The 24,934-nt window shown below is 52.5% G+C and carries 20 protein-coding genes; 6 read left to right on the top strand and 14 right to left on the bottom strand.

Annotated elements, in window-relative coordinates; genetic code table 11:
* Positions 1 to 145: 145 nt before the first annotated feature.
* The 4 genes from GJJ30_RS29315 to GJJ30_RS29330 all read right to left on the bottom strand — a co-directional run bounded on the left by GJJ30_RS29315 (position 146) and on the right by GJJ30_RS29330 (position 3,000).
* Positions 146 to 595, bottom strand: a complete 450-nt coding sequence (locus GJJ30_RS29315) for a hypothetical protein (RefSeq protein ID WP_154178800.1) — start codon at positions 593 to 595, stop codon at positions 146 to 148.
* Positions 596 to 597: 2 nt separating this feature from the next.
* Positions 598 to 1,266: an SGNH/GDSL hydrolase family protein gene (locus GJJ30_RS29320; RefSeq protein WP_154178801.1), complete on the bottom strand. Its 669-nt coding sequence runs from the start codon at positions 1,264 to 1,266 to the stop codon at positions 598 to 600.
* Between the two features lie 42 nt (positions 1,267 to 1,308).
* Positions 1,309 to 2,418: a D-TA family PLP-dependent enzyme gene (locus tag GJJ30_RS29325; protein ID WP_154178802.1), complete on the bottom strand. Its 1,110-nt coding sequence runs from the start codon at positions 2,416 to 2,418 to the stop codon at positions 1,309 to 1,311.
* 132 nt (positions 2,419 to 2,550) lie between these two features.
* Positions 2,551 to 3,000, bottom strand: coding sequence for a hypothetical protein (locus GJJ30_RS29330; protein WP_154178803.1), 450 nt, complete (start codon positions 2,998 to 3,000; stop codon positions 2,551 to 2,553).
* A 242-nt stretch (positions 3,001 to 3,242) separates the two neighbouring features.
* Between GJJ30_RS29330 and GJJ30_RS29335 the strand changes: the two genes are divergently transcribed.
* Positions 3,243 to 3,635 (top strand): DUF805 domain-containing protein, encoded by a 393-nt coding sequence (locus tag GJJ30_RS29335; RefSeq protein ID WP_154178804.1) that lies wholly within the window; start codon positions 3,243 to 3,245, stop codon positions 3,633 to 3,635.
* Positions 3,636 to 3,824: 189 nt separating this feature from the next.
* Here the strand turns inward: GJJ30_RS29335 and GJJ30_RS29340 are convergent, their stop codons facing one another.
* From GJJ30_RS29340 to GJJ30_RS29370, 7 genes are all read right to left on the bottom strand, one after another.
* Entirely contained in the window at positions 3,825 to 4,679 is an 855-nt protein-coding gene (locus GJJ30_RS29340; RefSeq protein WP_154178805.1) for an isocitrate lyase/PEP mutase family protein, read from the bottom strand.
* A gap of 49 nt (positions 4,680 to 4,728) precedes the next feature.
* Entirely contained in the window at positions 4,729 to 6,000 is a 1,272-nt protein-coding gene (locus GJJ30_RS29345; protein ID WP_154178806.1) for a hypothetical protein, read from the bottom strand.
* A gap of 148 nt (positions 6,001 to 6,148) precedes the next feature.
* Positions 6,149 to 6,613 (bottom strand): RidA family protein, encoded by a 465-nt coding sequence (locus tag GJJ30_RS29350; protein ID WP_154178807.1) that lies wholly within the window; start codon positions 6,611 to 6,613, stop codon positions 6,149 to 6,151.
* Positions 6,614 to 6,811: 198 nt separating this feature from the next.
* Positions 6,812 to 8,131, bottom strand: a complete 1,320-nt coding sequence (locus GJJ30_RS29355; protein ID WP_154178808.1) for a gluconate:H+ symporter — start codon at positions 8,129 to 8,131, stop codon at positions 6,812 to 6,814.
* 115 nt (positions 8,132 to 8,246) lie between these two features.
* Positions 8,247 to 9,509 (bottom strand): McrC family protein, encoded by a 1,263-nt coding sequence (locus GJJ30_RS29360; RefSeq protein WP_154178809.1) that lies wholly within the window; start codon positions 9,507 to 9,509, stop codon positions 8,247 to 8,249.
* Positions 9,506 to 10,345, bottom strand: a complete 840-nt coding sequence (locus GJJ30_RS29365; RefSeq protein WP_154178810.1) for an META domain-containing protein — start codon at positions 10,343 to 10,345, stop codon at positions 9,506 to 9,508. The genes GJJ30_RS29360 and GJJ30_RS29365 overlap by 4 nt, the downstream gene beginning before the upstream one ends.
* A 54-nt stretch (positions 10,346 to 10,399) precedes the next feature.
* The gene (locus GJJ30_RS29370) at positions 10,400 to 11,482 is read right to left on the bottom strand and encodes a Gfo/Idh/MocA family protein (protein WP_154178811.1); all 1,083 of its coding nucleotides are present in this window, start codon (positions 11,480 to 11,482) and stop codon (positions 10,400 to 10,402) included.
* A 145-nt stretch (positions 11,483 to 11,627) separates the two neighbouring features.
* Between GJJ30_RS29370 and GJJ30_RS29375 the strand changes: the two genes are divergently transcribed.
* From GJJ30_RS29375 to GJJ30_RS29385, 3 genes are all read left to right on the top strand, one after another.
* Positions 11,628 to 12,050 carry a hypothetical protein gene (locus GJJ30_RS29375; RefSeq protein WP_154178812.1) on the top strand — a complete coding sequence of 141 codons (423 nt, stop codon included), beginning with the start codon at positions 11,628 to 11,630 and terminating at the stop codon, positions 12,048 to 12,050.
* A 186-nt stretch (positions 12,051 to 12,236) separates the two neighbouring features.
* On the top strand, positions 12,237 to 12,989 hold the full coding sequence (locus GJJ30_RS29380; protein ID WP_154178813.1) for a hypothetical protein: 753 nt from the start codon (positions 12,237 to 12,239) through the stop codon (positions 12,987 to 12,989).
* Between the two features lie 45 nt (positions 12,990 to 13,034).
* Positions 13,035 to 16,424 (top strand): DUF7379 domain-containing protein, encoded by a 3,390-nt coding sequence (locus GJJ30_RS29385; RefSeq protein ID WP_154178814.1) that lies wholly within the window; start codon positions 13,035 to 13,037, stop codon positions 16,422 to 16,424.
* A gap of 112 nt (positions 16,425 to 16,536) precedes the next feature.
* Here the strand turns inward: GJJ30_RS29385 and GJJ30_RS29390 are convergent, their stop codons facing one another.
* On the bottom strand, positions 16,537 to 20,514 hold the full coding sequence (locus tag GJJ30_RS29390; RefSeq protein WP_154178815.1) for a caspase family protein: 3,978 nt from the start codon (positions 20,512 to 20,514) through the stop codon (positions 16,537 to 16,539).
* Between the two features lie 227 nt (positions 20,515 to 20,741).
* On the opposite strand from GJJ30_RS29390, the gene GJJ30_RS29395 reads away from it, so the two are divergent.
* Positions 20,742 to 21,155, top strand: coding sequence for a hypothetical protein (locus GJJ30_RS29395; RefSeq protein WP_154178816.1), 414 nt, complete (start codon positions 20,742 to 20,744; stop codon positions 21,153 to 21,155).
* 80 nt (positions 21,156 to 21,235) lie between these two features.
* On the opposite strand, the gene GJJ30_RS29400 is transcribed toward GJJ30_RS29395, so the two are convergent.
* Together GJJ30_RS29400 and GJJ30_RS29405 are read right to left on the bottom strand one after the other, a co-directional pair.
* Positions 21,236 to 22,267, bottom strand: coding sequence for a galactitol-1-phosphate 5-dehydrogenase (locus tag GJJ30_RS29400; protein WP_154178817.1), 1,032 nt, complete (start codon positions 22,265 to 22,267; stop codon positions 21,236 to 21,238).
* A gap of 96 nt (positions 22,268 to 22,363) precedes the next feature.
* Positions 22,364 to 23,947, bottom strand: coding sequence for an McrB family protein (locus GJJ30_RS29405; RefSeq protein WP_154178818.1), 1,584 nt, complete (start codon positions 23,945 to 23,947; stop codon positions 22,364 to 22,366).
* A 180-nt stretch (positions 23,948 to 24,127) separates the two neighbouring features.
* On the opposite strand from GJJ30_RS29405, the gene GJJ30_RS29410 reads away from it, so the two are divergent.
* Positions 24,128 to 24,916, top strand: coding sequence for a hypothetical protein (locus GJJ30_RS29410; RefSeq protein ID WP_154178819.1), 789 nt, complete (start codon positions 24,128 to 24,130; stop codon positions 24,914 to 24,916).
* Positions 24,917 to 24,934 lie beyond the last annotated feature (18 nt).

The following is a 24,934-nucleotide window of genomic DNA, read 5'->3' on the forward strand; positions in this document are numbered from 1 at the left end:
TTAAGTCTCTTGTCTCACGTCTAACTTCTATACTCTCAAAAAAATTGAAACTGTATCCACACCGTTCTAAAAAACAAACCCGGTTGATCAACGTTTGTCGGTCAACCGGGTCATTTGTTACCCTCCGGATCGTAGCGCCCCTGTATTATTTCGCGCCGACGATCAATTCCTGCCTTTCGGCCGCCGTGGGCTGAGCAAACGGTTTTCGCTGAAAAGTCACCTGACTCATGGCGTCTTTCTCATACATTGCCAGACAGGTTTTTTCGTATTTCTGATCAAAATTCGGGCGTTTTGGAAAAACCTGCGTCGGCGCGGGCTGGCCTTCCGGGAAGAAATACACTCTGGTGGTTCCGTACTTGGTATAGAGCATGTAATCGCCGTATTTCTCCATTTCGTCCCAGAGTGTATCGGTCACCGTCACGGCGTAAATCCGCACAATCGGGCCGGTATTGTTCTCATTCCGGTACATCGCCACTTCTTTATACGTTCCCTTCAGGTCCTTGATGCCGGGTTCAGAAACCGCATCGTAAATCATGTACCCGACCAGCAACGCGACGAGTCCGAAGAGAACATATTTTACGTTTTTACTGAGCATTATTATTTCGCAGCCACCATCAATTTGTACATTTCGTCGGCCACCAGCTGATTTCCGGTATCGTTCAGGTGAACGCGGTCGGTCGTTAAAATGCCTTTTTCGGCGTTGTTGGGGTTATTTTTCAGGTTATAATCAAGAAAAGCTTTCCGCAAATCGCAGAGCGGCAACTGGTGTTTGGCCGCCAGATCGCGAATCAGCTTGGAATACTGCTGCAGGTCGCCGTCCTGATCGTTGGAATAATCGGTTTTTTCACCAATCACGGCCGGCGTACACAAAATCACCTTGCTCCCGGCATTCTGAAGTTTTTTGATCACGGCATCGTAAAACTTCACAAATTTATCCGGGTCGGTGCCGGTGCCGTACGTCCGCTTGTGCCAAACGTCGTTCACGCCCACGTATACAAAGGTAATGGTTGGCTGCTTGGCCAGCACGTCGTCGTCCATCCGCAGAAACAGATCATAAATTTTGTTACCGCCGATGCCCGCGCCAATCAGTTCATATTCATTCGCCAGATTCTGTTTCTTCAGCATATCGCCGATTCGGGTAATGTAACCGCCCGGACTAACTCCGGCCTGGGTAATGGAATCACCAAAAAAAACCACGCGTGTCGGTTTCGATGGGGTCAGGGCCAGCCACATAAACGTGAGCAGGAGAATGGGAAACGTTCTCATAATCAATTAATTCAGAATAGGGGTTTTGGTTTGGTTAGTCACTCAATACGTTATCCGGCGCTTGCGGGCGTCGATGGCCCAGCGGCCGGTAGCTTCCCCACCGAGAATCACCTGCGCTTCCTCGTGCAGCGCCACGGTTGGGCAAATGTGATACGGAACGCCGTACAGAACGTCGCCGATCTGGATGTCGTCCCAATTTTTGACCTGCAAAACCAGGTGTTCTTCGCTTTGTCCGGTCAGTTCATAATCCGTCAGATTCAGGAATTTAACCCGTTTCGCCAGCGGATTTTCGGCGGCCACGGCTTTGTGGCCCAGATCGGTGGTCACAATGCCCGGCGCCGGTTTCGATACCACGCGGGTTAGCAGCAGGGCGGCCCATTCAAACGTTTGCTCGGGCAACAAGTCGTCGTATCCCCAATCCCACAACAGGCAGGTTCCGGGGCTGCACCAGACGTTCGGGCGGTGGGCATGGTTGGAAAACGTCGGCGTTCCGCCCACAATGATCAGCGGGCGCGGTTCGCCTTCCTGCTCCAGTTTTTCGGCCAGTTCCTCCAGCGGTTTTACGGCCGCATCGGCTTTGAGCTGACGTTCGGCCACATCCTGATCGCGAATATGGCCATCGTAAGCGTGAAAGCCGCGAAGGTCAAACCGAGGGTCGGCTTTCAGAGTGCGGTATAACTGCTCCAGTTCGTCATCGACTACGTGGCCCGTGCGGTTCATGCCGAGGTTGATGTCGATGTAAACGATCGGTTTATGGGTGGTTTTGGCAAATTCCCGCGCCAGTTCTTCCGCCGACACCAGGTTATCCACCAGCGACGCCCATTCGACCCAGTTGTAAGCCTGCACCAGTTCGCAAAACCGGTGGAGTTTCGGCCCCGTCAGCTGGTAGCTTATCAGGACGTGACGCGCTCCGGTATCGGCCAGCATCTCGGCTTCGGCAATCGTGGCGCATTTGAATTTGGTAATGCCCGCTTCGACCTGCATTCGCGCCACTTCCGCCATTTTGTGTGTTTTGACGTGCGGAACCAGTTTTTCGGCGTCGCCATCCACCATGTCGAGCATGGTTCGGATGTTGTGGACAATGCGGTCGGGGTAGATCAAAAGGGCCGGAGAATCGACCAACTGAATATTTTGAACCTGATACTCGTTCATGAAAAAACGTATGATTGACGGTTCAATATAACCGTCAAAAAGTTTATTTCTAACTGAATCGCGGAACAAACCTTGAAACCGGTCCCACTCCGCAACGCTCAATCACATTGAAAACGCAGCAAAAGCGGTTTTTCAGTTTTTCGCCCGCACATATTTTTCGACAATAATCCGGTCAATTCCCAGCTTTTCCAGCTTTTCGACGCCGGTTTGCGTCAGCGTATCGTTGCTGATTGTCACCGCAAACTGAAATTTGTGATTCTCCCACTGCTTGTCGACAAAGTACTCCAGATTCTCCGTATACGTGCTGTCGGCCAGCGTGTACGAACCACCGCCCGCTGAAAATGCAGCCGCGGATGAATCTGTTCCCGTCTGGATCGCGTGGTTCAGGAAAGCGAAATGGGTCGCGTTGATAATCTTGATCATTTTCCGATTCGGATCAAACGTCGAATACGTGCTGTCCTTTTCGGTGGCCGTAGCCGAAACAAGCTCCCAGGTTCCAACCAGCGGCAGCGGTTTTTTGGTTTCGCAACTGCTTACAGTAACAAGGGTGGTGATCAACAGAAGGGCGACGCTGAATTTCATCAGTTAAAGGGCGGTTTCGTCAGAAGGTTCGTGCTCAATTTTTGTCGTTGTAAAGCTACTGTTTATTGCGGATCGTTTCAGTTCGAACGAAAGAATAAAAACGACTTACGGCCACCTCGCCACCAGTTACCAGCTTTTTTCTACCAGTTATTGTTCCGCGATTGCAGACCTTTTCGGAACGCTATACTTTTGAATCAATAAACGGCCACAAGGGCTATAAACCACTACTAAACACAAAAACAATGAACACTTCCATTCCATCCACTACCGGTTTTTCAATTGTCGACAATTACGTTTCTGTACTGAAAAAATTTAGCGATTTTAACGGACGTTCCCGTCGCAGTGAATACTGGTATTTTGTCCTGGTTAATGTCTTGGTTTCTCAGGCTTTAAACTTTACGAATGTACTGTTATTCGACAACGTAGCGCTGATTGGCTGGATCGTGATGCTGTTCAATCTGGCGATTCTGGTTCCATCCATTGCCGTTGCGATCCGCCGGATGCACGACGTGGGCAAAAGTGGCTGGTACGCGTTGATCCCCATTTACAACCTGATTCTGGCCTGTACGGAAGGTGTTCACGGCATGAACGAATACGGTGCAGATCCGAAAGCAAAAGCGCAACAAATCGCTTAAGTTTTGTATTAAACTAAAATATATAGATGCAAATAATCAGACCAGTCGAGGTCTGATTATTTGCATTAAAAGGATTTAAAAATCTATAAATCGTATTCGGTAATAATTTATTTTCCGCAAAAAAGGAAATCTTTAAACGTTATTAACTGGCTCAGTATATTCCCATCGGGGCAGTATAAGACCGTAAATTCATTGAATTAACCCAGCAAACAATTTATTCAGATCGGCATACGGTTTTGCTTCATTGACGTAGGAAAAAGTGCCTTTCTGAGAAATTTCCTCAGCCGCCCGAAAAAGTGCTCCGTAAGCAGCCCGCGCCAGCGAAGAACCCACGCTCACCCGCTTCACTCCCATTTCGGCCAGCTCTTCCAGCGAAAAACTGCCACCGGCCAGTCCCATCAGCACATTCACGGGCCGGGGCGATACGGTTTTCACCACCGCTTCGATTTCTTCCCGGTTTTTCAGTCCGGGCGCGAACAGCACGTCGGCACCCGCATCGGCATAAGCTTCCAGCCGCCGGAGGGTGTCGTTCAGATCTGGTCGGCCATACAGCAGATTTTCGGCCCGCGCCGTGATCGTAAACGGTTGAGGTAAACTCCGGGCAGCGGCCACGGCGGCTTTTACGCGTTCAACGGCGAGGTCAAAAGGATAAATCGGATCGTGCGGTTTTCCGGTTGCGTCTTCGATGGAGCCTCCCGAAAGACCGGTTTGGGCGGCCAGCCGAATCGTTTCGGCGCAGGTTTCCGGATCATCGCCGTAGCCGTTTTCCAGATCGGCGGCAATCGGCAAATGCGTAGCGGCCACGATGCTTTGCGCGTTTTGCAGGGTTTCGGCGCGGGTAACCGAGCCATGTCCGTCCGGTTTTCCGAGCAAATACGCCAGCCCCGCGCTGGTGGTCGCAAGCGCCTTAAACCCAAAACTGGCTAAAACCCGCGCCGACCCCGCGTCCCAGGGATTCGGAATGACAAACAGACCGGGTTGTTGATGCAAAGCCCGGAACGCTTCGGCCCGGGCCTGGAATGAATGTTCTGTTGATTGGCTCATAGCCGGAATTTACGGCAATTGCGGCAAATTCCGGCTATCGGTATGCGACTTAGGGCGTGCGTCGTAATCGGAAAATCCCATTAATATTCGCCGTTCCGGTTGGCTCCCGCGTGGCTTTCGGCATAATCCAACCGGCCGGTAACACGGTAAACGTCCCCCAAACCCATTCCTCACTGATGTCAATCACCCGCAGATTACCGTCACTGAGAATCGGTTTTTTGTTCTTCTCGTAGATGTGCTGGTAAATAATCGTTCCCATATTGAGATTGAAAACTACATCAGCTCCCATCGTCCAGCGAAATATACCGGTTTTGGTGCCGGGAAAAGCCAACTCACACAGTTCCGAGCCGTTACGACCGAGCAGAATAGTTGATTGCGCGCGAACATTGATGCCGCCCGTATATGTTTTCCATTCTGCGCCGTCAATTTGCACCGAAATGCCTTCCGGCGCCACCATAATATTGGATACCAACCGAATATCTTTAAAAACCTGGCCGTCAATGGTGACCGATTGATTGAGGGAAACCGTAATGGCAACCGGATTTTTAGCCGGAATATGCTCAGGAGCGTAGTACGTTGCGGTCGCTTGGTTGTGTGCCAGTGCCCCCGGGCCGGACACCGTCCATTGTTTGATGTACTTCTCACTGATCACCGAGGGAAGCGGAACAAACAAATCTTCCATCACCGCTCCCGGGTCAGCAATGTGTTGCCGAACTTTCAGGTTGATCGAACCGCCGGGATTGACGACACCCAAACCCGGATCCAGCTCAATATTCTTGAAAAAGGTCCAGTCACTAAAATGCGTTGTTTCCACCGACAGCGTTCGGGCCGCCGTATCGAGCGAGCGCCGGGCCGGTGATTTCCAGCTACCCTTGTCGGTCTGATAAGCAATCCGGAGCGCTTCCGGAGCACTCCCCAGCACGTCCGATTCATCGTACTGAAACGTAATGGATGCGGGTTTGGCAAACGTAATGCCGTGGGGTATCAGCCGAAACGCCTGCCCTGCGCCCGACGGGCAGTTGTTCGTAATCGGCTGTACCGAAATGGACTGCGAACTGGCGAGGGCTCCGGCAGGAATGACAACCCGAACGCGCCGATCTTTGGATTCGATGGTGCCACCCGCCGGACCGATCATTGCCGTGAGGACTTCGCCATCGGGCGTTCCCACTGGCGTAATGGCTCCTTCGGGCTGGGGTGTGGTTGGCGGATCGACCCGGGAACCGCCCGATTCTTCGGGGGTCAGGAGGTCCGTATCGTGTTTACAGGAAATGGCAAATACGACGAGCGTCAGGCTCAGGATAAAGGCAAATAACTTGTTCATTGGCAGTGTGTTGTTTACACTGCCAAAATTGAACCCGGATTTACCTTCTGAAAATGAGGGATTCCCTGAAACGGAAAAAGCCGCCCATGAAGCGGCTTTTTAGGTGACGAAGAATAATCCTGAAAGTTCGGGCCGTCGATGCGGTTTTTTAGTCGGCCAGTTCAAACATGACTTCAATTTCGACCGGGATATTTTCCGGCAGTGTGCCCATGCCCACGGCCGAGCGAACGCCCACGCCGTTGTCTTCGCCCCAAATCGAAACGAACAGTTCACTACAGCCATTGATCACGAACGGGTGGCGCTCAAAATCGGCCGTTGCATTCACCATGCCCAGCGTTTTGATGACGCGCTTGATTTTGTTCAGCGTGCCGAATTTTGCTTTCAGGGTCGCCAGAATCGTCAAACCGACCTGTTGGGCGGCCAGTTTGCCCTCGTCGATATTCATGTCGGCACCGATCCGGCCAATGATGCGGCTCCCGTCGTTCTTCACCGGTCCGTGGCCGGAAACGTAAACGAATTTGTCAACGATCAGACACGGTTTGTAAACGCCCATCGGCTTCGGCGCGGGCGGCAGGGTCAGGCCCAGTTGGGCAAATTTTTCGTCAGGCGTCATAGGCGCAGTTTCAGAAGTAAGGTCAGACTCAGGTTCCAAATCGAATTTTAAATTTTTGTCCGGTTCAAACCCGGTGTTCAGGTAATGATGAGCCATGTATTCCATATCAGTGCGTTGGTTTTCGATATTCGGTTTTCGGTTTTCAGTCCCGGCGGGGAACCGCACCGAATACTGTAAACCAAAAACCGTAAACCTTAATTAAACCACCAAATTTAAGGCTAAAACGCCAGCCAACCCGACAATAGACACAATTGTTTCCATCACCGTCCAGGTTTGGAGGGTTTCTTTGATGCTTAAATTAAAATATTCCTTGAATAACCAGAAACCGCCGTCGTTCAGGTGCGACATCATCAGGCTGCCGGAGCCAATGGCCAGAACCATCAATTCAGGTTTCACATTGGTCTGATTTTCAAGCAGTGGCAGAATGATTCCGACGGTTGTTAAACCGGCCACCGTGGCCGAACCCACGCAAACCCGGATAACGGCCGCTATGCCCCAGCCCAGCAGCAAGGGCGAAATTTCGACGCCCTGTAGCAAAAAACCGATGTATTTGCTCGTTCCGCTATCGATAAAAATCTGCTTCAAAGCCCCGGCCCCGGCAATGACCAGCAACACCGGCGACGCGGCTTTAATGGCCTCTTCGAGGTCTTTCATGACAACTTTCGTCGATTGACCGCGCTGAATACCCAGAGTATAAACCGCCACCAGCACCGACAGCAACATGCCAATATACGGTTCCGCCAGCAAGGTAACGATCTGATGCGCAAACGATCCCGGCGTCAAAACCGACTTCAGCGGCCCAGTCAGGGTTAGTAACAAAACCGGTAGAAGGGCAACAAAGAAGCTGATTCCCGCACCCGGCAGTTCATTTTCCGGAATCACTTTGACTTTGAACAGGTCCCGGTCGATCTGCGGTTTGTATTTCGACAAGGTTTTCCCGAAAATGGGTCCCGCGATGATGATGGCCGGAATGGCAACGATGATGCCGTACATCAGCGTCCGGCCGATGTTGGCGCCCAGTTGCCCGGCAATGGCTGCGGGCGACGGGTGCGGTGGCAAATAGCCGTGGGCCACCGACAAAGCCGCCAGCATCGGAACCGCCACCGTCATCATGGGCAAACCCGAGGAAGCTGTAATGGTGACGATCAGCGGAAAAACGATGATAAAACCGGCGTTGTAAAACAGCGGAATACCGATAATAAAACCGGCCAGCGCCAGCCCCCAGCGGAGGTTTTTGATGCCAAAAAGCTTGATCAGGACGTTCGTAATCCGCATGGCCGCCCCACTTTCGGCCACGAGTCGGCCCAGCATGGCCCCAAAACCGACAATCAGAACCAGCTCGCCCAGCGTGCCGCCGATACCGGTTTGAATGGATTTGCCGACCGCTACCACATCCATTCCCGATGCCAGCCCGATACCAAGCGCAACCAGCACAAAGGAAATGAACGTGTCGATCTTGACAAATGCGATCAGAAATACCAGGGCCAGAATGCCCAGAAAGGTGAGTAGAAGTGGCATTTAAGAGGATTGGGATTGTTTAGGAGGGCGTAAGATAGCAATTAATGAATAATGAACAATGAATAATGAAGCTGACCGGCCACCAGCATATCCTTCCGTTAGCCCTATTCATTTTTCATTGTTCATTGTTCATTACCCCCAAAACCGCTTCTTCCAGAGGCAACGTGACATCGAAGGGCACGACGCGGAGGTGCATGGTTTCGTCGTAACCGAAGAGGTCGAGCGGTTTTTGAAACTGCTCGGTAATCGGATAAATCAGGATGAGTTCGGTGGCGCTGTACTTTTTGCCGTAGGCATACAACTGGTACAGATCGCCCTGGTCGATTCCGTAATTTCCGGCCGCGTTGGACGCATCGATGCGTTTCCATTTTGTATCCAGTACCGTGATCACGCCGTTTTTTCGCAGAATAATGTCCGGCCGCAACCGGAATTTTCGCGAACCGCTGTGGTTGTCGATCAGGTGCTGCGACGATTCCTGAAGAACAACTTCGCCCCCGGAAACGTAGCGTTGAAAACCGGCCGCGACGTAATCTTCAAAAATCCGTTCCATCGGAAACAGCAACGCCAGGTTCAGGTATCGCCCGGGCGTCAACCCAAATGCCCGGCCGTTCAGCAGGGCTTCGGCCCAGCGCAAAGCCGGTTGATAGGGAGCAAAAAGCCGGTTTTGTGTTGCCACCGCCCGCAGGTCGTCTGCAACCCGGTCGGAAGCAGGAATGTCTTCCATCGCAAACAGCAATTGCCGGATGCGGGTCTGATTGGGAACCGTCCGGGCGCGGGACTGCACAAATTCCAGGGCAGATTTCAGTAAACGGTTGGGCGGTAAATTGGTGGTTTGCTCATCGAACGTGGTGACAAGTCGCTCGGCGTGGAGCGGGTTTTGGCGAACCTGCGTGGCGACTTCCAGTTTCCCTTTCATAAACCGCTGCGTATTGGTTTTCGGCACGTACGATTTTTGTAACCCCCGGGTAATCAGGGGCATAACCTCCGCCAGAAACGCTGAAATGAATACTTCCCAAACCGGTAGTTTAGCGGCTCCCAGGTGCACCGACCCAACCGATTGGAAGGGGCCGCTGCGCAAATACCGCAGCATCCGAAGCAGCGTTTTCCGGGCGTTTTCGACATCGACGGCTTTGGGTAAAATCTCCAGTTGGGTGCCATCGCGGGTCTCGAGCAGCCCGACGTAATTCTTCACCCGGATGCATTCGCGGCCTTTCTGCAGAAAAAAAGTCATCAAGGTATCGGCTTCGCTTTCGGTTACGAAGTTGCGGAGCGCATCAAAAACCGCATCCGGCAGGTGTAATTCCGTCAGCGAATTGACCGCATCGGGAAAATCACGACTCCGCCGGATGAGGCCGTACTCAGTGAGGGTGAAGGTCATTGAGAAGCCGTTTTCCGAAACGTCATCACGTATTTGCCATCGGCTAGCAGCGTCAGGCGGTTGTTACTGATTCGATAAAGGGTAACACTTTGCAGGGTGGACAAAAAACCGCTTTCAAAGTTGTACGGGCACGCCCGGCGGGTGGTCGAAATGGTCTCGAACCGGACGTTGTCGCCGTCGGCCTGTACCTGCCCCTGCAGGGAATTGCACCCGGTAAAACCCTGTACTTTCTTCTCTTTCAGGTTGATAGCCAATGTCGGCATCTGGCGGTTCACAAACTGCTCGGCGTGCAAACGCTGCCCACGATACGTTTCCAAAACCCACTGGCTGTTCAGCCGGGAGACGCCGTTGAGGAAGGTTCCGCAGCCGCTGTACCGCTGGCCGTTGGTTTCAACCGTAACGCCGTAAGCAAACGACTGACCGGTTTTGGTATCCCGGCAAACGACGGGGCTGATGATGATTTTCAGCCGCCGGTTGGCCACTACGGCCCGACTCACCGTTCGCTTTCCCGACCCGGTTTGCTCGGCCATCAGTTCTGCGTCGATCAGAATGCCGTTGCTGCGCGGGTCGCGCTGCGATTTGGGAACGGCGGCCAGAAGAACCGGGCCGTTCTGGGTTTGAAACCGAATGGCTTTCGTAAAATCGACATCCAGCGTCCAGGTTGGCGTGCCGCCCTGTGCCGTGAAGTCGATGCCCTGCCGCCGTTTGCTGCCAAAATCGTTTGTGGTAATCTCACCCGCATCCGTTGGCTGACTGCTCGTCGCAGGTGTTTTCCGGCAACCATCCGCCAGGATAAAGACGCCAAAAAGGCAAAAAAAGTGTGCAAGTTTCTTCATAATCCGATGAGTTATTCCCAAAACGTATACACACCGGATTTTGTTGAAAAGCGGCTAAGAACTCAATCGAACGGGCTGATTGGTACGCGTCGACTCGTAAATGGCTTCAAACAGGGCGACTACTTTCCGGCCTTCTTCGCCCGTCACGAGCGGTTTTCGGCCCTCGTTAATGGCCTGACAGAAATCCGCCAGTTGCCGCGAGAAATAGTGGCTGGACGAGTCGACACTGTTGAAAACCGCATCGTCTCCGGCCTTCCAGACGGGTTGCATATCGGCCTCCTCCGGCACCGACCAGATGTCGTTGTAGGGCGCATCCTGAATGGACGTCATGCCCGCGATGAACATCGAACCGCCGTCGGTCTGTACCCCAACCGAAGCACCATTCTGGCCGTGGATATGAACGCGCCCATACAGCCCCGGTTTTTGCGAGTTGCTGACGATGACGTTACCAATTCCGCCGTTTTTAAACTTAACAATCGCCACGGCCGTGTCATCGACCTCAATATTCGGGTGATTCAGGTTAGCCCAAACGCCGTAAACTTCCTCCATTTCGCCCATGTACCACAGCAGCAAATCCAGCTGGTGCGGGGCCTGATTGACCAGCACGCCCCCACCTTCGTGTTCCCACGAACCGCGCCAGGGGTCGCTGCGGTAGTATTCTTCACTGCGCCAGCCGAACAATTGCGCCATACCGAGGACCGGTTTTCCAATTTTGCCGTCGTCGATGGCCTGCCGAATCCGCATGCAGGGTTCGTAAAACCGGCGCTGACTGACAACCGCGAGCTGGCGATTGGCTTTCCGGGCGGCTTCGATCATGGCGTCGCAGTCTTCGAGCGACGACGCGAGCGGTTTTTCGACCAGCACATTGGCTCCGGCTTCAAAAGCCGCCACGGTTACCACGCGGTGGGCCGGGTGCGGGGTGCAGACGATGCAGATGTCCACATTCTCGCGGTCGACCATGTCGTAAATATCGGAATAGGCTGCGATGCCGTATTGATCGGCAAATTCGTCGGCTTTGGTATGATTCCGTCCGTAAATGGCAACGAGTTTGGTATTCGGAGTTTCCAGGACCGATCGGGCGTGGTTATGAGCCACTTTACCGGGTCCGATCAAAGCGATGTTGAGGGTTTTGGACATGTTTTTTTTTAAATTAAAGCCTTTCATTCGTCATGCGAATGCCAATAAAAGGAGCAAACTAGTAGGCCGATAAATCAGTATAAGTTCAAGTTACTCCAACGATTTCCCCGCAAAACGGCTCTTAGTCTACAAATGTAGGAAAGTCATGAAACAACTGGTTCTCTTCGTGCTACTTTTGACGCTGGCCGGTGGCTGCAAAAAATCAGATCGGGATACATCGCCTGCCGATCCGTTGTACCAGAACTGGAAGCTGATCGAATATAAAAGCAATACCGGTTCCTGGAAAACCGTGACGTATGATGCTTTCATCGAGTTCCGTACCGACGGCAGCATACGGTACGAAAAACCGAATCCGCCCTGTTGTGCTGCGGTCAAGGTTGAGCGTCAGTCGAATGTGCTGAAAGTAACGGGCCTCTATTCCGGTCCCGGTTGCGAATACGTCGACTGCGCATCACCATCGGCGCTGAACATTGTGTCGTTGACCACCAACGAACTGATTATCGAAACGATATTAGGAAACAACAGCCCCGTCAGTAATGGATTTCTGAAGTACAAACCCGCCAGGTAAACCGTATCCGGCCATTATCGACCGTTCACTAAAATTAGATTCCCTCGCTGCTATTTAAATTGTAAGATAGCTTCCGGTATTTGGCATTTATTTCGTATCCGTTTTTTCTGATCGGGGCCTTGGTCCTTTATCACCATTCTACAATAAAGCCCTCTCCCGTTTATTTCTAAATCCATTCCTACGTCCATGGCTAACATTCATCAGTTTTATCTGGAACACATGGCTTCCAAAACCGGCTACCGGGCCACCTGGGAGCCCAACCGCCCGCTGTTTATCGGCGCGATAGTTACGCTTGAAAAAGGCGTTTTTACCATTCAGAGCAGCCTGGAAAAAGAAGGCATTCCGATGGAGGTAATGGATGATCTTTCGGAAGGAACGCTGGATTATTCTTCCACCGGATCGGTGCAGATCGGTGTTAAACTGGCCGGGCAGGCGCCCCTGGCCGGCAGTGTTTTGTCAGACGCCGACGCCGGTTTCAGCATCGATTTCGCCAGTGAAAAATCAATCGTTTTTCAGGCCGACAAAACGAAGACGATCCAGATTACCAACATGGGCGCCATCGAGCGGGAAGTCATCAAGCGGGTGAAGGCGGGGCAGTGGGTCAAAGAGTGGGCGATCGTTACGCAACTGGTGCAGGCGACCACCGCCACCATTATTATTTCGTTCAGCAGCAACAGTAAGATCGATTTAAAAGCCAGCGCCAACGTCGGCACTCCGCAACTGAAACTGACGGATGCATCGCTGGGACTGACGGTGGCCAACGAAAAAGGCAGCCATTTCAAAGCCATTGCGTCGAGCGGCATTACGCCTTTATACCGGGTGGCCGGTTTTCGTCATCCGCTGTTTGGCCGCCCGCAACTCAGCAACCGGAGCGATGCCGACGAGCTGGCCAAAGAGAAGTTCCGCATCCAGCCTTTCGACCCCGCCGAGCTGGAATAAGCGTTTATAAGCCCCTAAACCTCTTTTTAACCCGTAAGTTTTCTTATGGAATCAACAATTTATGCCTTGCTGGTGGGTATTAATGACTATGCGAAAAAACCGCTGAAAGGCTGTTTGAATGATCTGGCCGCCGTTGAAACATTTCTGCGGTGGTTTCAGCCCGACGCCAACAAGCTGCGCATCCGGAAACTGGTCAACGAGCAGGCCACCCGCGCGGAGGTCATCGACGGCTTTGCCCATTTCGATCAGGCCAGCGGAACCGACATTTGCCTGTTTTACTTTTTCGGGCACGGTTCCTTTGCCACTGCTCCGGCCGGTTTTTACAGCCCGACGAACCGGTTTCACCAGTCGCTGGTTTGCTGGGACAGCCGGAATCCGGGCGGCCGGGATTTAATGGACAAGGAACTGGCGTATTTGATCTGGAAATATTCCGTAGCCCGGCAGAAAACCGCGCTTCGTATTGTGGTCATCACCGACAGTTGTCACTCAGGAACCGTCACCCGGAACGCGACCGAAAACCGGACGGAGGAACTGCGGGAACGCTCCCTCGACCCCTTTCCGGGGACGCTGACGGCCGAGGATTATTACGGTTTTTCGGAAGAAGTGAACGGGCAACGCGGCTATGTTACCTCCAGCGAATCGGGAAAAGAGCTGATCACCGTGCAAACCGCCCCGCATATTCACCTGGCTGCGGCCCGCGATAATCAGACGGCGAAAGAGAATGTGCTCAACGGCCAGGCCCGGGGTTTATTTACCTATTCGCTGCTCAAAGCCTTGCAGGAAAGCAAAGGCCTGATCAGTTACGCCGAACTCATCCGGCGGACGGAATTACAACTCAAAAGCTACGTCACCGATCAGAATCCGCTGCTCAATATAGAGTCATTACCTTCCGATGCGGCCCGAAACCGGTTTTTGCAAAGCGAAACCTCAACTACAAAGCCGACCAACTGGGTCGCTTTTACCGGTCAGCGCGGCTGGTGCATCGACGCCGGGGCGGTGCTGGGCGCGCGGTCGGGCGACGTGGTGATGCTGGAAAATGGCGTTTCCACCCGGATTGGCGAGGTTTTCCCGGAAGAATCAACGGTTTTGGCCGGACCGGGTTTGGATCAGCTTAAGCAGTATCAGGCCACCTGGGTGCCGAAACAACTCATCTCCTTCGGCATCGATCCAACCGTTCCGGCACCAGTCAGGGCGTTCCTGAAAGCAGCCAGTCAAACCGGTTTTTCGTTGAAGTTAACCGACGGTATCGACGACCAGACCCGTTTCCGGATTCGTGCCGAGGGCAGTTTGGTATACGTGACGGGGTTAGCCGACACCACACCCTTGTTCAAGGAACGAGCCATTCAAACGGACGATGATGCGGTTCTTTTTCTCGAAGAGTTGCAGTATTTCAGTACGTGGACGCAGCTTCTGAACCTCCAGAATCCGACCTCTACCCTGACCGACAGCGATTTTCAACTCAGCGTTACGGTGGCCGTCAGCCCACCCGATCCTGATTACAAACCCGATACATTCCGGGAAGTCGCGGATTTGACCCAGCCGGTTCCGCTGTTTTATTTCGGCGATGAGTCCCCGGCCCTGCAGATTCAGATTGAAAACCGGAGTAATCGGGCGCTTTGGTTCCAGCCTTTTTACCTCGGTTTCGATTACTCGATCAGCAACCGGAGTTTGAATGCCTTTTCGCTGGCCCCAAATTCGGAAACCACCGTGACGTTTAACGTCAGGAACACATCCACGGGCCTGATCAGCGCCAGCGACATCCTGCGGCTCAAAGTGGATAAAACGTACCGGGATTTGGGTTACAGCGAGATTCTGGAACATGTCAAAGTGATCGTTTCGACCCAGGAACTGGAAACCGGTATTCTGAATAAGTACAACCAGAAAGGGCTGGATCTGGCTAAAAAACGAACGGAAACGCGTGGAGAACTTGAGCGAAGCCCCGATGATGGCATGGATGACGAAGTCGATGATGGTATTCAGAACTGGATTACGACGACGGTTTCCCTGCAAATCAATTACCCGGCCAAAGGAGTTTTGATCCCCGCCGGTGGTTTTTGGGATTCTACTTTTTTACGGATTCAGACCCCCGCATCGTTTCAGACCAGTTTCGCCTGGAGCAGCCCCGGCGAGATCAAACGGTCGATTGGCGAGGTTGTTCCGCCCGATCTGGTGATGGGAAATGCGGCACTGCAACCGTTCAACTGGCTCCAGACCCGGGGCGACAGCGCGTCGCTGAACACCCTTGAACTCTACGATTATTCGGACAGAAACGCCGTTTCGCCGGAACAGCCACTGCTGATTGAGTTTAAAGCAAGCGTGGGCGACAGTTTTGTGGTGCTGGCCTACGACCCATCCACCGGACTTTACTTTTCGGCCGGAGATCAGATTGGTGACCAAACCGTCGCCGTTCACACGCTGCCGGACGAATCGTCTTCGCAGCGCAGTCTGGGCGGCTCGATCAAGCTCTTTTTTTACAAGGTAGTTCTGAGCAAAGTCGGTTTTGGTTACAACCACCCGCGGCTGGCCCTGGCAACGCTTTCCGACACGTTGGAAGTTCAGTACGAAACCGACCCGGAAATGATCCGCCATACGCTCCAGCAGGAGAACGTCAAAAACATTCTGCTCTTCACCCACGGTATTATTGGCGACACGCTCGACATGACCAAATCCGCCCGACTGGCGCTGACGGCCGACGGTCAGCCGATTGAAAAAAAGATCGATGCCATTCTCACGTTTGATTATGAAAACCTCAGCACGCGGATTCAGGACAACGCCCAGAAACTCAAAGAGCGGCTGGCCGAAGTCGGGATCAAGGCGCAGGACGGCAAGCAGGTGACGATTATTGCCCACTCGATGGGCGGCCTGGTGACGCGCTGGTTTATCGAAAAACTGCGGGGTGATGAGGTCGTCGACCGCGTAATCCTCTGTGGTACGCCCAACGAAGGCACTCCGCTGGCCGACGTGCGCGATGCCTTTGAAGTCCTGTTAACCTTCGCGGTAAACGGAGCTTCGATCCTGAAACCGTGGCTTTTCGGCATCAATCTCCTCGGAAAACTGGGCAGCGAGGTCTCCGTGTCGTTCAAACAAATGGACATGGTTACCGGCATTTACGGGGAGCTCAACGACCAGACCGACCCCCGGATTCCGTATTACATCATCGCCGGTGACATCCGCCAGATTGAGCTGGATCTGAGCCAGGAAATGTCATTAATCAAAAAAATGTTTCAACGGCTGGGCCGGGCCGCCAAATACGATCTGCTGGATCAATTCGTCTTCCGGGCGTCGAACGACATTGCCGTCGGCACGAAAAGTATCCTGTCGATTCCCGGTTCCGAAAGCTGGTCAAAACCGCCGGTTACTTTCACCGTCGCCTGTGATCACGTCAATTATTTTGTCAATCCACTCAGTCTGAAGGTGCTGGGTTCTCTGTTTTAATGGAATAAAAAGCGGTTTTTGTATTTTTCTTTCTAACGAGTAAGGCCGGTTGTAGGACCGGCCTTACTCGTTTTCTATCGCGCCAATTGGCTACTTCCGGGAATCACTTCCACTACGTTGTTGCTCCCCGAATCTGCTCAATTCTGGCGATAAATTTGTCGGCAACCAGTTGAAAACCGTCGTTGGTGGGGTGGATTTCGTCAAACCAGCTCGTGCGGTTTACCAAATTTCGGGCATCAATGTAGGATACCCGCTCTCCAAATCCTTCCACCAGTTTTTTAAGCCGGGTGTTGAATTCGTCCATGATAAAGTGAATGCATTTTTCCCGCTCATCCTGGGGCGTAACGCCTTTTTTAATCAGGTACTGGCCCAGCCAGCTCGACTTTTTCTGGTTGGCCGGATCGTCGGTGTCCAGCGGAATGGGGTAATCGTAGCTGTGGACCAGAATGTGCAGATCCGGGTAGCGTTCCAGCAATTCGCTGAACATATCCTGATAAAACGCTTCCAGATGCGTTAATTTTGCCGCAAAATTAGGTTTGAAATACCGCCTAGGCGTGGTGTCGCCCGCATCCGGTTCATCCCGCAGAAAGCCTTCAAACTGCTCGCCCAGAATGTCGTTTCCGCCCCCGCTGATCAGGAAAAACTTCGCGCCTTCTTCTTCAATAGCGTCCAGATATTCCCGCTTTTTCATGTAGTTTTCGAGCGTATCGCCAGCTTCGGCAAAACTCCGGATGGCGTACAGTTTGTACAGGTGATCGAGCGTATCTTCCACCAGAATCGGGTACTGAAACCAGGAGTCACCTTCGGCCACGATCCGCAGCCGATTGGGATCTTTCTTCAGATTTCGGTAGCGTTTGCGTCGCTGCGCGGTTTCAATCGTGTTACCCAGAAACAGTTTCGCGTCGCTAATCAGGTTTCTTTCCTCTTCCGGCACCTTCAACCCTTTGTTGATGCCCTCCTTGAGTTCCCAAACCGTTGGCTGTCCAAACGGATCCAGTTTGACATCGCAATAAAGTCCGGCCGCAAAATAAGCCGTTTCGTCCCATTCGAGCAGGGCTTTCAGCGTACGGGCCGGAATCTGGTTATAAACCGGGTTTTTGAAAACCAGATGCAGGGTTTGCGTAATCCAGCCGGAAAACTCCACGGGCTCTTCATCGGTGTCTAATCCCCGGGCCCGCTCGGGTTCCAGACTTTTTCCAATCTCGTCAGTCGTCAGCGGGGGCGGTAACTCTTCCAGCGTCAGGGCTTCGGCGTCGAATTCGGTCGTGCTGATGATGAATTTTAAAGCCTCGTGCGTTTCCGGCCAGTTGTATTCCTGCTCCACTTTGCCCAGATTCATGTTGATCCGGTCTTTGCCATTGAGCCCCAGGAAGATCGATTGGCCTGCTTCCAGCAACTTAACCCGTTGCGGGATAAATTTGAGGTAACACTGAAATTCCTTGCTCAAATAAGCCGCACAGACGTACAGATCCTGCGCCGTCGTGTTCGTAATTTCAATCTGGATGGTGCCTTTCCAGACCTCGTCGACCTGTTCGTATTCCAGCTTGGCGACCGAATCCGAGGTCGTTATTTTCTGCGTGGTGCCATCGGCCAGAAGGCGCTTCACTTTTATGGCAAGCGCCTGCTCCGGAAAACCGTCGGGAATGATCGGATTCTGGAGGGTTTTGATAAAATGCCAGCGCGACACGTGCTGCAGCATCGCCAATACCGCGCGGTTGTTGTCGGAGGTTACAAACGGAATGGGCCGAACCAGCGGGCGATACGGATCATCGGGAAACGTCAGATAGACCTCCCCGGCGCGGACGTGAAGCGTGTAATCCGCCGGTTGAACCTTGCCGTTGTCCTGCTTCGTTTCCGCTGGGGTGCTTTTCTCCCCACCAAACGCAAAACTACCACTGGCCTGGTCCTCCAGCGCAGCTACAAACTCCCCAACCTCTTTGGGATTCCCGTCGTGATTCTGAAGTTCAACTTTCAGTTCCTGAATCATCAAACCCGAAACCACGGCCTTGTAAATCGTCGCGTGACTGAGCGCCGACGTACCCGCCAGAACCGTATAATCCACAAAGACGCCATTCTTTTTAACCGTTACCGGAATCATCTTCGTCGCATCGCCGGGATCAAGGAGGAGAATAGCGGTTTTTTCATTGATCCCGTGAATAGCGCCCATGTTCAGTTGCCAGCCGGTTTTAGCGTTGAAAACCGCTTCGCAGATAAGTTGCTGCGGATCAATGAGTTGATTCAGAAAACCGTTGTTCAGTACTTTTTCCGGGTCCACTGGCGCGTAGATTCGGGGCGTCTGTTCATATCCCACCCGCATGTATTGCCGGATTCGCCCCCGCAGCGTGTTGTACGAAATATTCCCGCCCGAATCGGTGAGCGTTTTGAGAAGCGTTTTGGTAAAAATTCCTTCCCCGGCGATCTCAACGGCGGTCTGGTCCGACTCGCAGGCCGCCATTTGCACATGCGTCCCTTCCGCCAGAAACTCGTGCGGTTTTTGACCGGCGATATCCGCTTTCAAAATCTTGTCACTAAACAGAAATTCCTCCCAGGTGCGGGCCGGAAAAGCGCCGGTGTCGGTCGCGCGCCGGATTTTCACCGGTTGATCCTGGTAGGCGGCACCGACCAACGCGGCATTTCGGGTATTATCGCCGGAGTTGCAGCAGTCAAAAATTGTAACGATGTGCGCACCGGTTTTTTGATAAAGCTCGTGAATCAAAAACCGTAACTCTTTGTCCGTCAACAGAAAATCGGCAGCATTTTCAGCTCCCCCATCGTAACAGACCAGACATTCCAGCCGACCGTCGGTTTCATCCCAGATCGCATCGGCTTCTTCCTGCGTTCCATGACCCGAGTAATAAAACAAAACGGTATCGCCTTTTTTAGCCCGCCCCAAATGCTCCCGAAAACCGGCGGCAACGCCCGCCCGGGTCGCATCGCTGTCGAGCAGTTTCTTTATTTTCCCGGTGGATTCTCCGTCCAGCTCAAAGTCGAAAGCCGTACGCCGGGTCAGGTATTTTTCCACCTCGCCGACATCATGTAAACAGCCGCCCAGCTTTCTGATTCGATCGTAATTATTGATCCCGACCAGTAGCGCAAACACATTCCAAGCAGTTTCCGTGGGTTGATCGGCTACGGGTTTCGCGTCAAAATCCGCCGGATTGTAGCCTTCGTTATCGGTAGTTTCTGCTTCATCCGGAATCAGATCGCGGGTTTGCGGGAAAAGCGCGTCAACAGCTTCTTCCGAAGTCAGCTCGTCGGGATCGGCCAGCAAACTCCGCTGCTGTTGGGTCGTACTCACATATTGAGCCGCCTGAACACCCGCAATGACGGTTTCCCACTGAAAAGCCGGACCAATATCCCATTTTCCGCTCGACCGGTAATTGATGTGGGAAACAATTCCCTTGAAATTCAGGACATCTTCCGTCGTCAGAAACCGCTTGTTTTCGGGCAAAAACTGGCGGGGAATTGCGTATTTAGCCGTCAAAAACCGCAACAGAATAATTGTGCTATCGTATTGCTCCGGCGTGAAGGTGGCATAAAACGACTGCTCCCGGAACGGGACGTTGACTTTCTGATAAGCGGCCGTGTTTGTCAGCGGGCAGTACGCATCGATCGCGCCGATTTTCCCGGTACTGGGATCTTTCGACCGGGAATAGATGGTTTCCAGGTTGCCGTCGCGGGGGACTAAAAAACCGTAGTTGGAAATTTCGATGCCGATCGTGGCTTTGTCCTGCGGATTTCCGGTCCCTTTTTTGTTACCGACCCCTTCGCCCAGATGTCCCGACCAGAATTTCGAGGGAAAAAGCTGATAAATCGTCCCATCCCGTGCTACCACAAAAGCGACCGACACATGGCGGTCCTGCTGGGTAAGGCTTTGCATATCGGACCGCAGATTTCCAGCCGTAAAATGCAGCACAATGCGTTGCTTGGGGTGCTCGACCGCGTGAAAATAATTGGTTTGGCGAGGCTTAAACACCTGGCCGCGCAGGGTCAGGCTTTCATTAGGCACCGGCATCGAAAAGGGTGTCAGAAAAGGCGTGGCTTCCTGGCGAAAGCGGGCTTCGATTTGGGGAAGAGTGTCGAAACGCATCGGACTGGGACTGTTGGTTTTGGAGGAATAGGGTCTGACTTTGAGCAGGTAAGGTAGTATTTGCCGGGGTTTCCAGTTGTAACTATTTAGTTAACGGCAAAAGATAAAACCGGTCATTTGAAAACCGCTCCGGGCGAACGTCTTCAACCTAAAACCCGTAAAATTCTGATGCCTACTCCAACGGTTTACCGGCAGAATGACTCTACTTACATAAATCCGGAAAACTCATGAGATCCCTCCTTTCTTTCGTGCTGATTCTGGTGCTTTTGAGCGCCTGTGATCCCTCGAGAAACTACGTTTCGCCGTCTGATAAACTCTATAAACGCTGGAAATCCGTGGAAATAGGTAAAGATGGGAAAGACTGGCGGGAACTGAAACCGCAGGACATTACTGAATTTATGGCCGATGGATCGGTTAAATACGAAAACCGGTCCATGACCTGCTGCTCTCCCGTTCAAGTAGAGCGGCAGAAAAAAATTTTAAAAGTGGTCAGGACCGGTACGGATGGCCCCTGCGCCAATGTGAGTTGCGTCGCCGTTTCCGAACTCCACATCCTGTCACTCACGGATACGAGTCTGGTACTCGATTTCTGGTCCGGAGAACACTCGGCGTTCTCGATTTCTTACGTGGCTGCACCGTGACGGCGTACGGCGCAGCCACTTCGTAATTCGCTATTCAATATTCGCTATTTGGCTCAGTATGAATTAAATAACGAAGTTTATTAGGGCTTTAGGACCACCTTCAAAAGTCCCTTTTCTTTTTCGTACAGCCGCTGAAACCAGCTTGCGCCTTTATCCAGCGGAACTTCCGCACTTAAAATCGCTTCGACGTTGATTTTTCCGGAAGAAATTAGGGCCAGAGCGGCTTCGTATTCACCATTGATCGCGCAGGAACCCTGCAAACGCAACTGGCGGGTCACAATGGCCTGCAACGACACATCAACCGATTTAGACAGATTTCCGACCAGCGTAACAGTCGCTCCTTTCCGAACACAGTCGATGGCGGTTTTGACGGAGGGAGCAATCCCGACCACTTCAAACGAAACATCAGCCCCGCGTCCGTTGGTCAGCGCCTGAACTTCTGCGGTAACATCCTGACGGCCAGCATTGATCGCAACGGTCGCGCCCAGCTTGAGCGCCAGGTCCAGACGGTCGTCGTCCAGATCGACGGCGATGATCGAACCGCAACCGGCCAGTTTCAACGCCTGGATAATGAACAAACCGATCATGCCCGCGCCAACAACCACCGCCGAATCGTTCACCTGAATGGGCGTCAGACTCACGGCGTGGAGGGCTACCGCCACCGGTTCGACGAGAGCCGCCTGGGTGTAACTGACGTTGTCGGGGATCTGATACAGAATGTGTTGCGGCACGACGATGAATTCGGCGAAAGCGCCCTGCCGACGGAAATCCGGGGTAGAAACGCCCAGCACTTCACGGCCGTCGCTGAGGTTATACTGCCCCCGACGGCTGTACCAATCGTCTAAGGGATAAACAGTTGAATCAAACGTAACCCGGTCGCCGACCTGCCATTTTTTGACACTGTCTCCGGTTTCGACGATGATACCCGAGGCTTCGTGGCCCATCACAATGGGCGGAATCCGGCGGCCGCTGCTGCCGTCCATTCCGTGGACGTCGCTACCACAGATCCCAACGGCCTGCACTTTCACCAGCACATCGGTCGGGCCGGGTTGGGGGCGCGGAAGGTCTTGTAATTCAAAATGTTTGTACTCAGTCAGGACGAGAGCTTTCATAATTTTCGACGTACATACGGACAGAGAATCCGCGCTTTTTGTGGTGAACAGAAAAGGGTAACACAAAAACCTAGCTTTTCGTCCGCGAGTACGCAATTATTTTTGATAAATAGCGATAAATGCTTCTTTCGGCACCTGATCGTAGTTTCGCCGGAGTAAATCGGGGTTGATTTCGTACGTCACTACCTCCGTCAGATCATCCGGTTCCTCGCCAAATAATTCTTTGGTTAAAGCCGGTCGGTATTGTTTTTTTACCCGGATGAGTTTCTGGTCCGGCGCTTTTCCCCAGGCCGGATTGTCGCCCAGCACAAACTGGATTTTACGCCAGTCGTTGTAAAAATATTCCTGCAGCAGCGGAATAATCCGGTCACAGAACGCATCGCAAAGTTCCTCGTGCGACGGAATGTTCATGAGGTAGGCATGACCAATCAGGTGATCGCGGTCGTAAAGGTATTCGATTCGCTCGTTCAAAACGCGCATCAGTTCCCCCAGATCAACCCCGTTGACCGACGTGAGCAAACCGGGTTCGGGTACTACTTCCCGGAAATGAAACCGGCGACGTAACGCAATGTCCAGCAGGGCAATAGACCGGTCGGCGGTATTCATCGTAGCCACAATAAAGAGGTTCGCCGGAACGCCAAACCGCTCCTGTGAATAGGGCAACGTCAGCCACAATTCATTGGCTGCACCCAACCGTTTGTCGGGCTCGATTAGGGTGATCAGCTCGCCAAACACCTTGGAAATATTGGCGCGGTTGATTTCGTCGATGATCAGCAACTGAGCATCGGCCCGGGCAAATTTGATCCTGCGGTTTTCGGGCACATCATTCAGGCAATCGGCCAGCGTCGCGTACCCGGCTTTCTGGAGCGCCGACAGGCAGGCTTTGTAAAAAATACCTTTGGCTACTTTATAGCTAATCTGGGTGCCACGGGTTTCGGGCCGAATGCCTTCGATGAACTCTTCGTAGCCAAACGACGGATGAAACGTGACCCATTCGCTGTCAAAAGACTGGCTCAACTGCTTCGCTTCGAACGATTTACCGGTACCGGGCGGGCCGTACAGGATAAAGTTCTGCGGAATTGAGGGCCGGAGCGGAGCGGTTTTTTCGTATTCTTCCGGTTCTTCTTCCACCCGGTTTTGTTCGTCGGCGGGCGCATCCGATCGAAAAATGGACGTCAGAATTTCCCCGCGAATGGCCTCATCGTCGGCCGTCTGGTAGACGTACGGATTGTGACTGGCGGTATGCGGCCCCCGTTTGGTCGTTACCAGCAATTCCATCAGGCAATCTTCCCAGCAGCTTCGAACCACGGGATGGTTCAGCAGGTAATCCGACGATTGCCCGATCACGATGGAAACATAATCCGATTTCTCAGACAACGGCACTACATCGATCGTCGCAATCGCTTCGATCCGCTCCCGGCAACCTTTCTTCACCGTCAGCCAGAATTCGACCTCGCCCTGGCGGGGCTTAAACAATCGCAAAGCCAGAAAAAAATTGATATTTGCCGAGATCCCTTTCCGATCCCGATCAACGACAAATGCCAGCCGGGCATCGCCATTTGGCAGATTTACCATTTCGATCAATTCCTTGAGCAATCCAAAAAACTTTCGGGTCGCTTCGGGTTGATCAATAGTTCGTAATTTTTCAATGAGTTGGTGCCTTTGCTGAGTCAGGGTCATAATCTTGTTTGGTATCCTGCCTGTCGAAGCTACTACATTTTGGCAAATAGTTCGTATTTTGGCGATTCAGTTGATACTCTGGGCATCGTTACTATGAAAAATTGGTTTGGCTTCGGATGGATGCCCCTACTGCTGGTCGCTTGTACACTCAATGACCCTACACCCTCTGATCAGGTTTGTATGGTCACTGAAATCGTTCGGTATGAGCAGCATGATACGAATCAACAGGAAATTAACCGACAAACATTTGGCTACGAAACCGGCAGATTAGCGTCTTACACCGACCAGAATCCGGACCGCGCTCTCTCGTTCAAGTTTAAGTACGTGGGCGGAAAAGTTGCTTATGCGTACACGGCAGACCATTCGACCGTTCTCAATTTTGACTATGACCAGTTTGAGCGAATTGAAAAAGCTTCCCTATTGGTTAACAACAAAGAGCAAACGGTGTTTTCACTTAATTATGAATCTCCTGATCGCACTACCCGCTTAACCGGTCTGGTCGAAACGAGAATACTCTTGCCCGCCAATTCATCCATCATCAGCCGGACATTTCAGTTTTCCTACCAGGAAATTGCCGGTAAGACGGAAGATCTGGTTATCCAGACCGTTCAAAATGCGTACAAAGATGGTTCGCGAACAGAAGAAGAATTTGATTTTGACCTCAGTGCCCAAAATCATTCGCCTTATTATGATTCCGGACAAACCATTGTGTTTGCGTTACTGGCGCTGACGAACCCGAACGAAGTCGAAATTGCCCGCTACTTACAGCGATTTGACTGTCAATCCGTTACACACGAGATCATGAATACAGGCGGAAACCGGTCCCTGCGCGAATACAGCCAGTTCACGACCGATTTTGATGGCAATTACAACCCGATCCGTTCCAGCCAGCAGACAACGATTACCATTCCTACGGATTCTCCCAACCGGTATTACCAACAAACCTTTCAGTTTAACTGCGTCGAGTAACGTTCACGGTTTAACCGG

It is taken from the genome of Larkinella terrae (assembly GCF_009668025.1).
GTDB lineage: Bacteria > Bacteroidota > Bacteroidia > Cytophagales > Spirosomataceae > Larkinella > Larkinella terrae.

Bases quoted from the DNA above. Each gene is read 5' to 3' on its own strand.
- GJJ30_RS29315 (WP_154178800.1), bottom strand. From the start codon at position 595: ATGCTCAGTAAAAACGTAAAATATGTTCTCTTCGGACTCGTCGCGTTG.
- GJJ30_RS29320 (WP_154178801.1), bottom strand. From the start codon at position 1,266: ATGAGAACGTTTCCCATTCTCCTGCTCACGTTTATGTGGCTGGCCCTG.
- GJJ30_RS29325 (WP_154178802.1), bottom strand. From the start codon at position 2,418: ATGAACGAGTATCAGGTTCAAAATATTCAGTTGGTCGATTCTCCGGCC.
- GJJ30_RS29330 (WP_154178803.1), bottom strand. From the start codon at position 3,000: ATGAAATTCAGCGTCGCCCTTCTGTTGATCACCACCCTTGTTACTGTA.
- GJJ30_RS29335 (WP_154178804.1), top strand. From the start codon at position 3,243: ATGAACACTTCCATTCCATCCACTACCGGTTTTTCAATTGTCGACAAT.
- GJJ30_RS29340 (WP_154178805.1), bottom strand. From the start codon at position 4,679: ATGAGCCAATCAACAGAACATTCATTCCAGGCCCGGGCCGAAGCGTTC.
- GJJ30_RS29345 (WP_154178806.1), bottom strand. From the start codon at position 6,000: ATGAACAAGTTATTTGCCTTTATCCTGAGCCTGACGCTCGTCGTATTT.
- GJJ30_RS29350 (WP_154178807.1), bottom strand. From the start codon at position 6,613: ATGACGCCTGACGAAAAATTTGCCCAACTGGGCCTGACCCTGCCGCCC.
- GJJ30_RS29355 (WP_154178808.1), bottom strand. From the start codon at position 8,131: ATGCCACTTCTACTCACCTTTCTGGGCATTCTGGCCCTGGTATTTCTG.
- GJJ30_RS29360 (WP_154178809.1), bottom strand. From the start codon at position 9,509: ATGACCTTCACCCTCACTGAGTACGGCCTCATCCGGCGGAGTCGTGAT.
- GJJ30_RS29365 (WP_154178810.1), bottom strand. From the start codon at position 10,345: ATGAAGAAACTTGCACACTTTTTTTGCCTTTTTGGCGTCTTTATCCTG.
- GJJ30_RS29370 (WP_154178811.1), bottom strand. From the start codon at position 11,482: ATGTCCAAAACCCTCAACATCGCTTTGATCGGACCCGGTAAAGTGGCT.
- GJJ30_RS29375 (WP_154178812.1), top strand. From the start codon at position 11,628: ATGAAACAACTGGTTCTCTTCGTGCTACTTTTGACGCTGGCCGGTGGC.
- GJJ30_RS29380 (WP_154178813.1), top strand. From the start codon at position 12,237: ATGGCTAACATTCATCAGTTTTATCTGGAACACATGGCTTCCAAAACC.
- GJJ30_RS29385 (WP_154178814.1), top strand. From the start codon at position 13,035: ATGGAATCAACAATTTATGCCTTGCTGGTGGGTATTAATGACTATGCG.
- GJJ30_RS29390 (WP_154178815.1), bottom strand. From the start codon at position 20,514: ATGCGTTTCGACACTCTTCCCCAAATCGAAGCCCGCTTTCGCCAGGAA.
- GJJ30_RS29395 (WP_154178816.1), top strand. From the start codon at position 20,742: ATGAGATCCCTCCTTTCTTTCGTGCTGATTCTGGTGCTTTTGAGCGCC.
- GJJ30_RS29400 (WP_154178817.1), bottom strand. From the start codon at position 22,267: ATGAAAGCTCTCGTCCTGACTGAGTACAAACATTTTGAATTACAAGAC.
- GJJ30_RS29405 (WP_154178818.1), bottom strand. From the start codon at position 23,947: ATGACCCTGACTCAGCAAAGGCACCAACTCATTGAAAAATTACGAACT.
- GJJ30_RS29410 (WP_154178819.1), top strand. From the start codon at position 24,128: ATGGTCACTGAAATCGTTCGGTATGAGCAGCATGATACGAATCAACAG.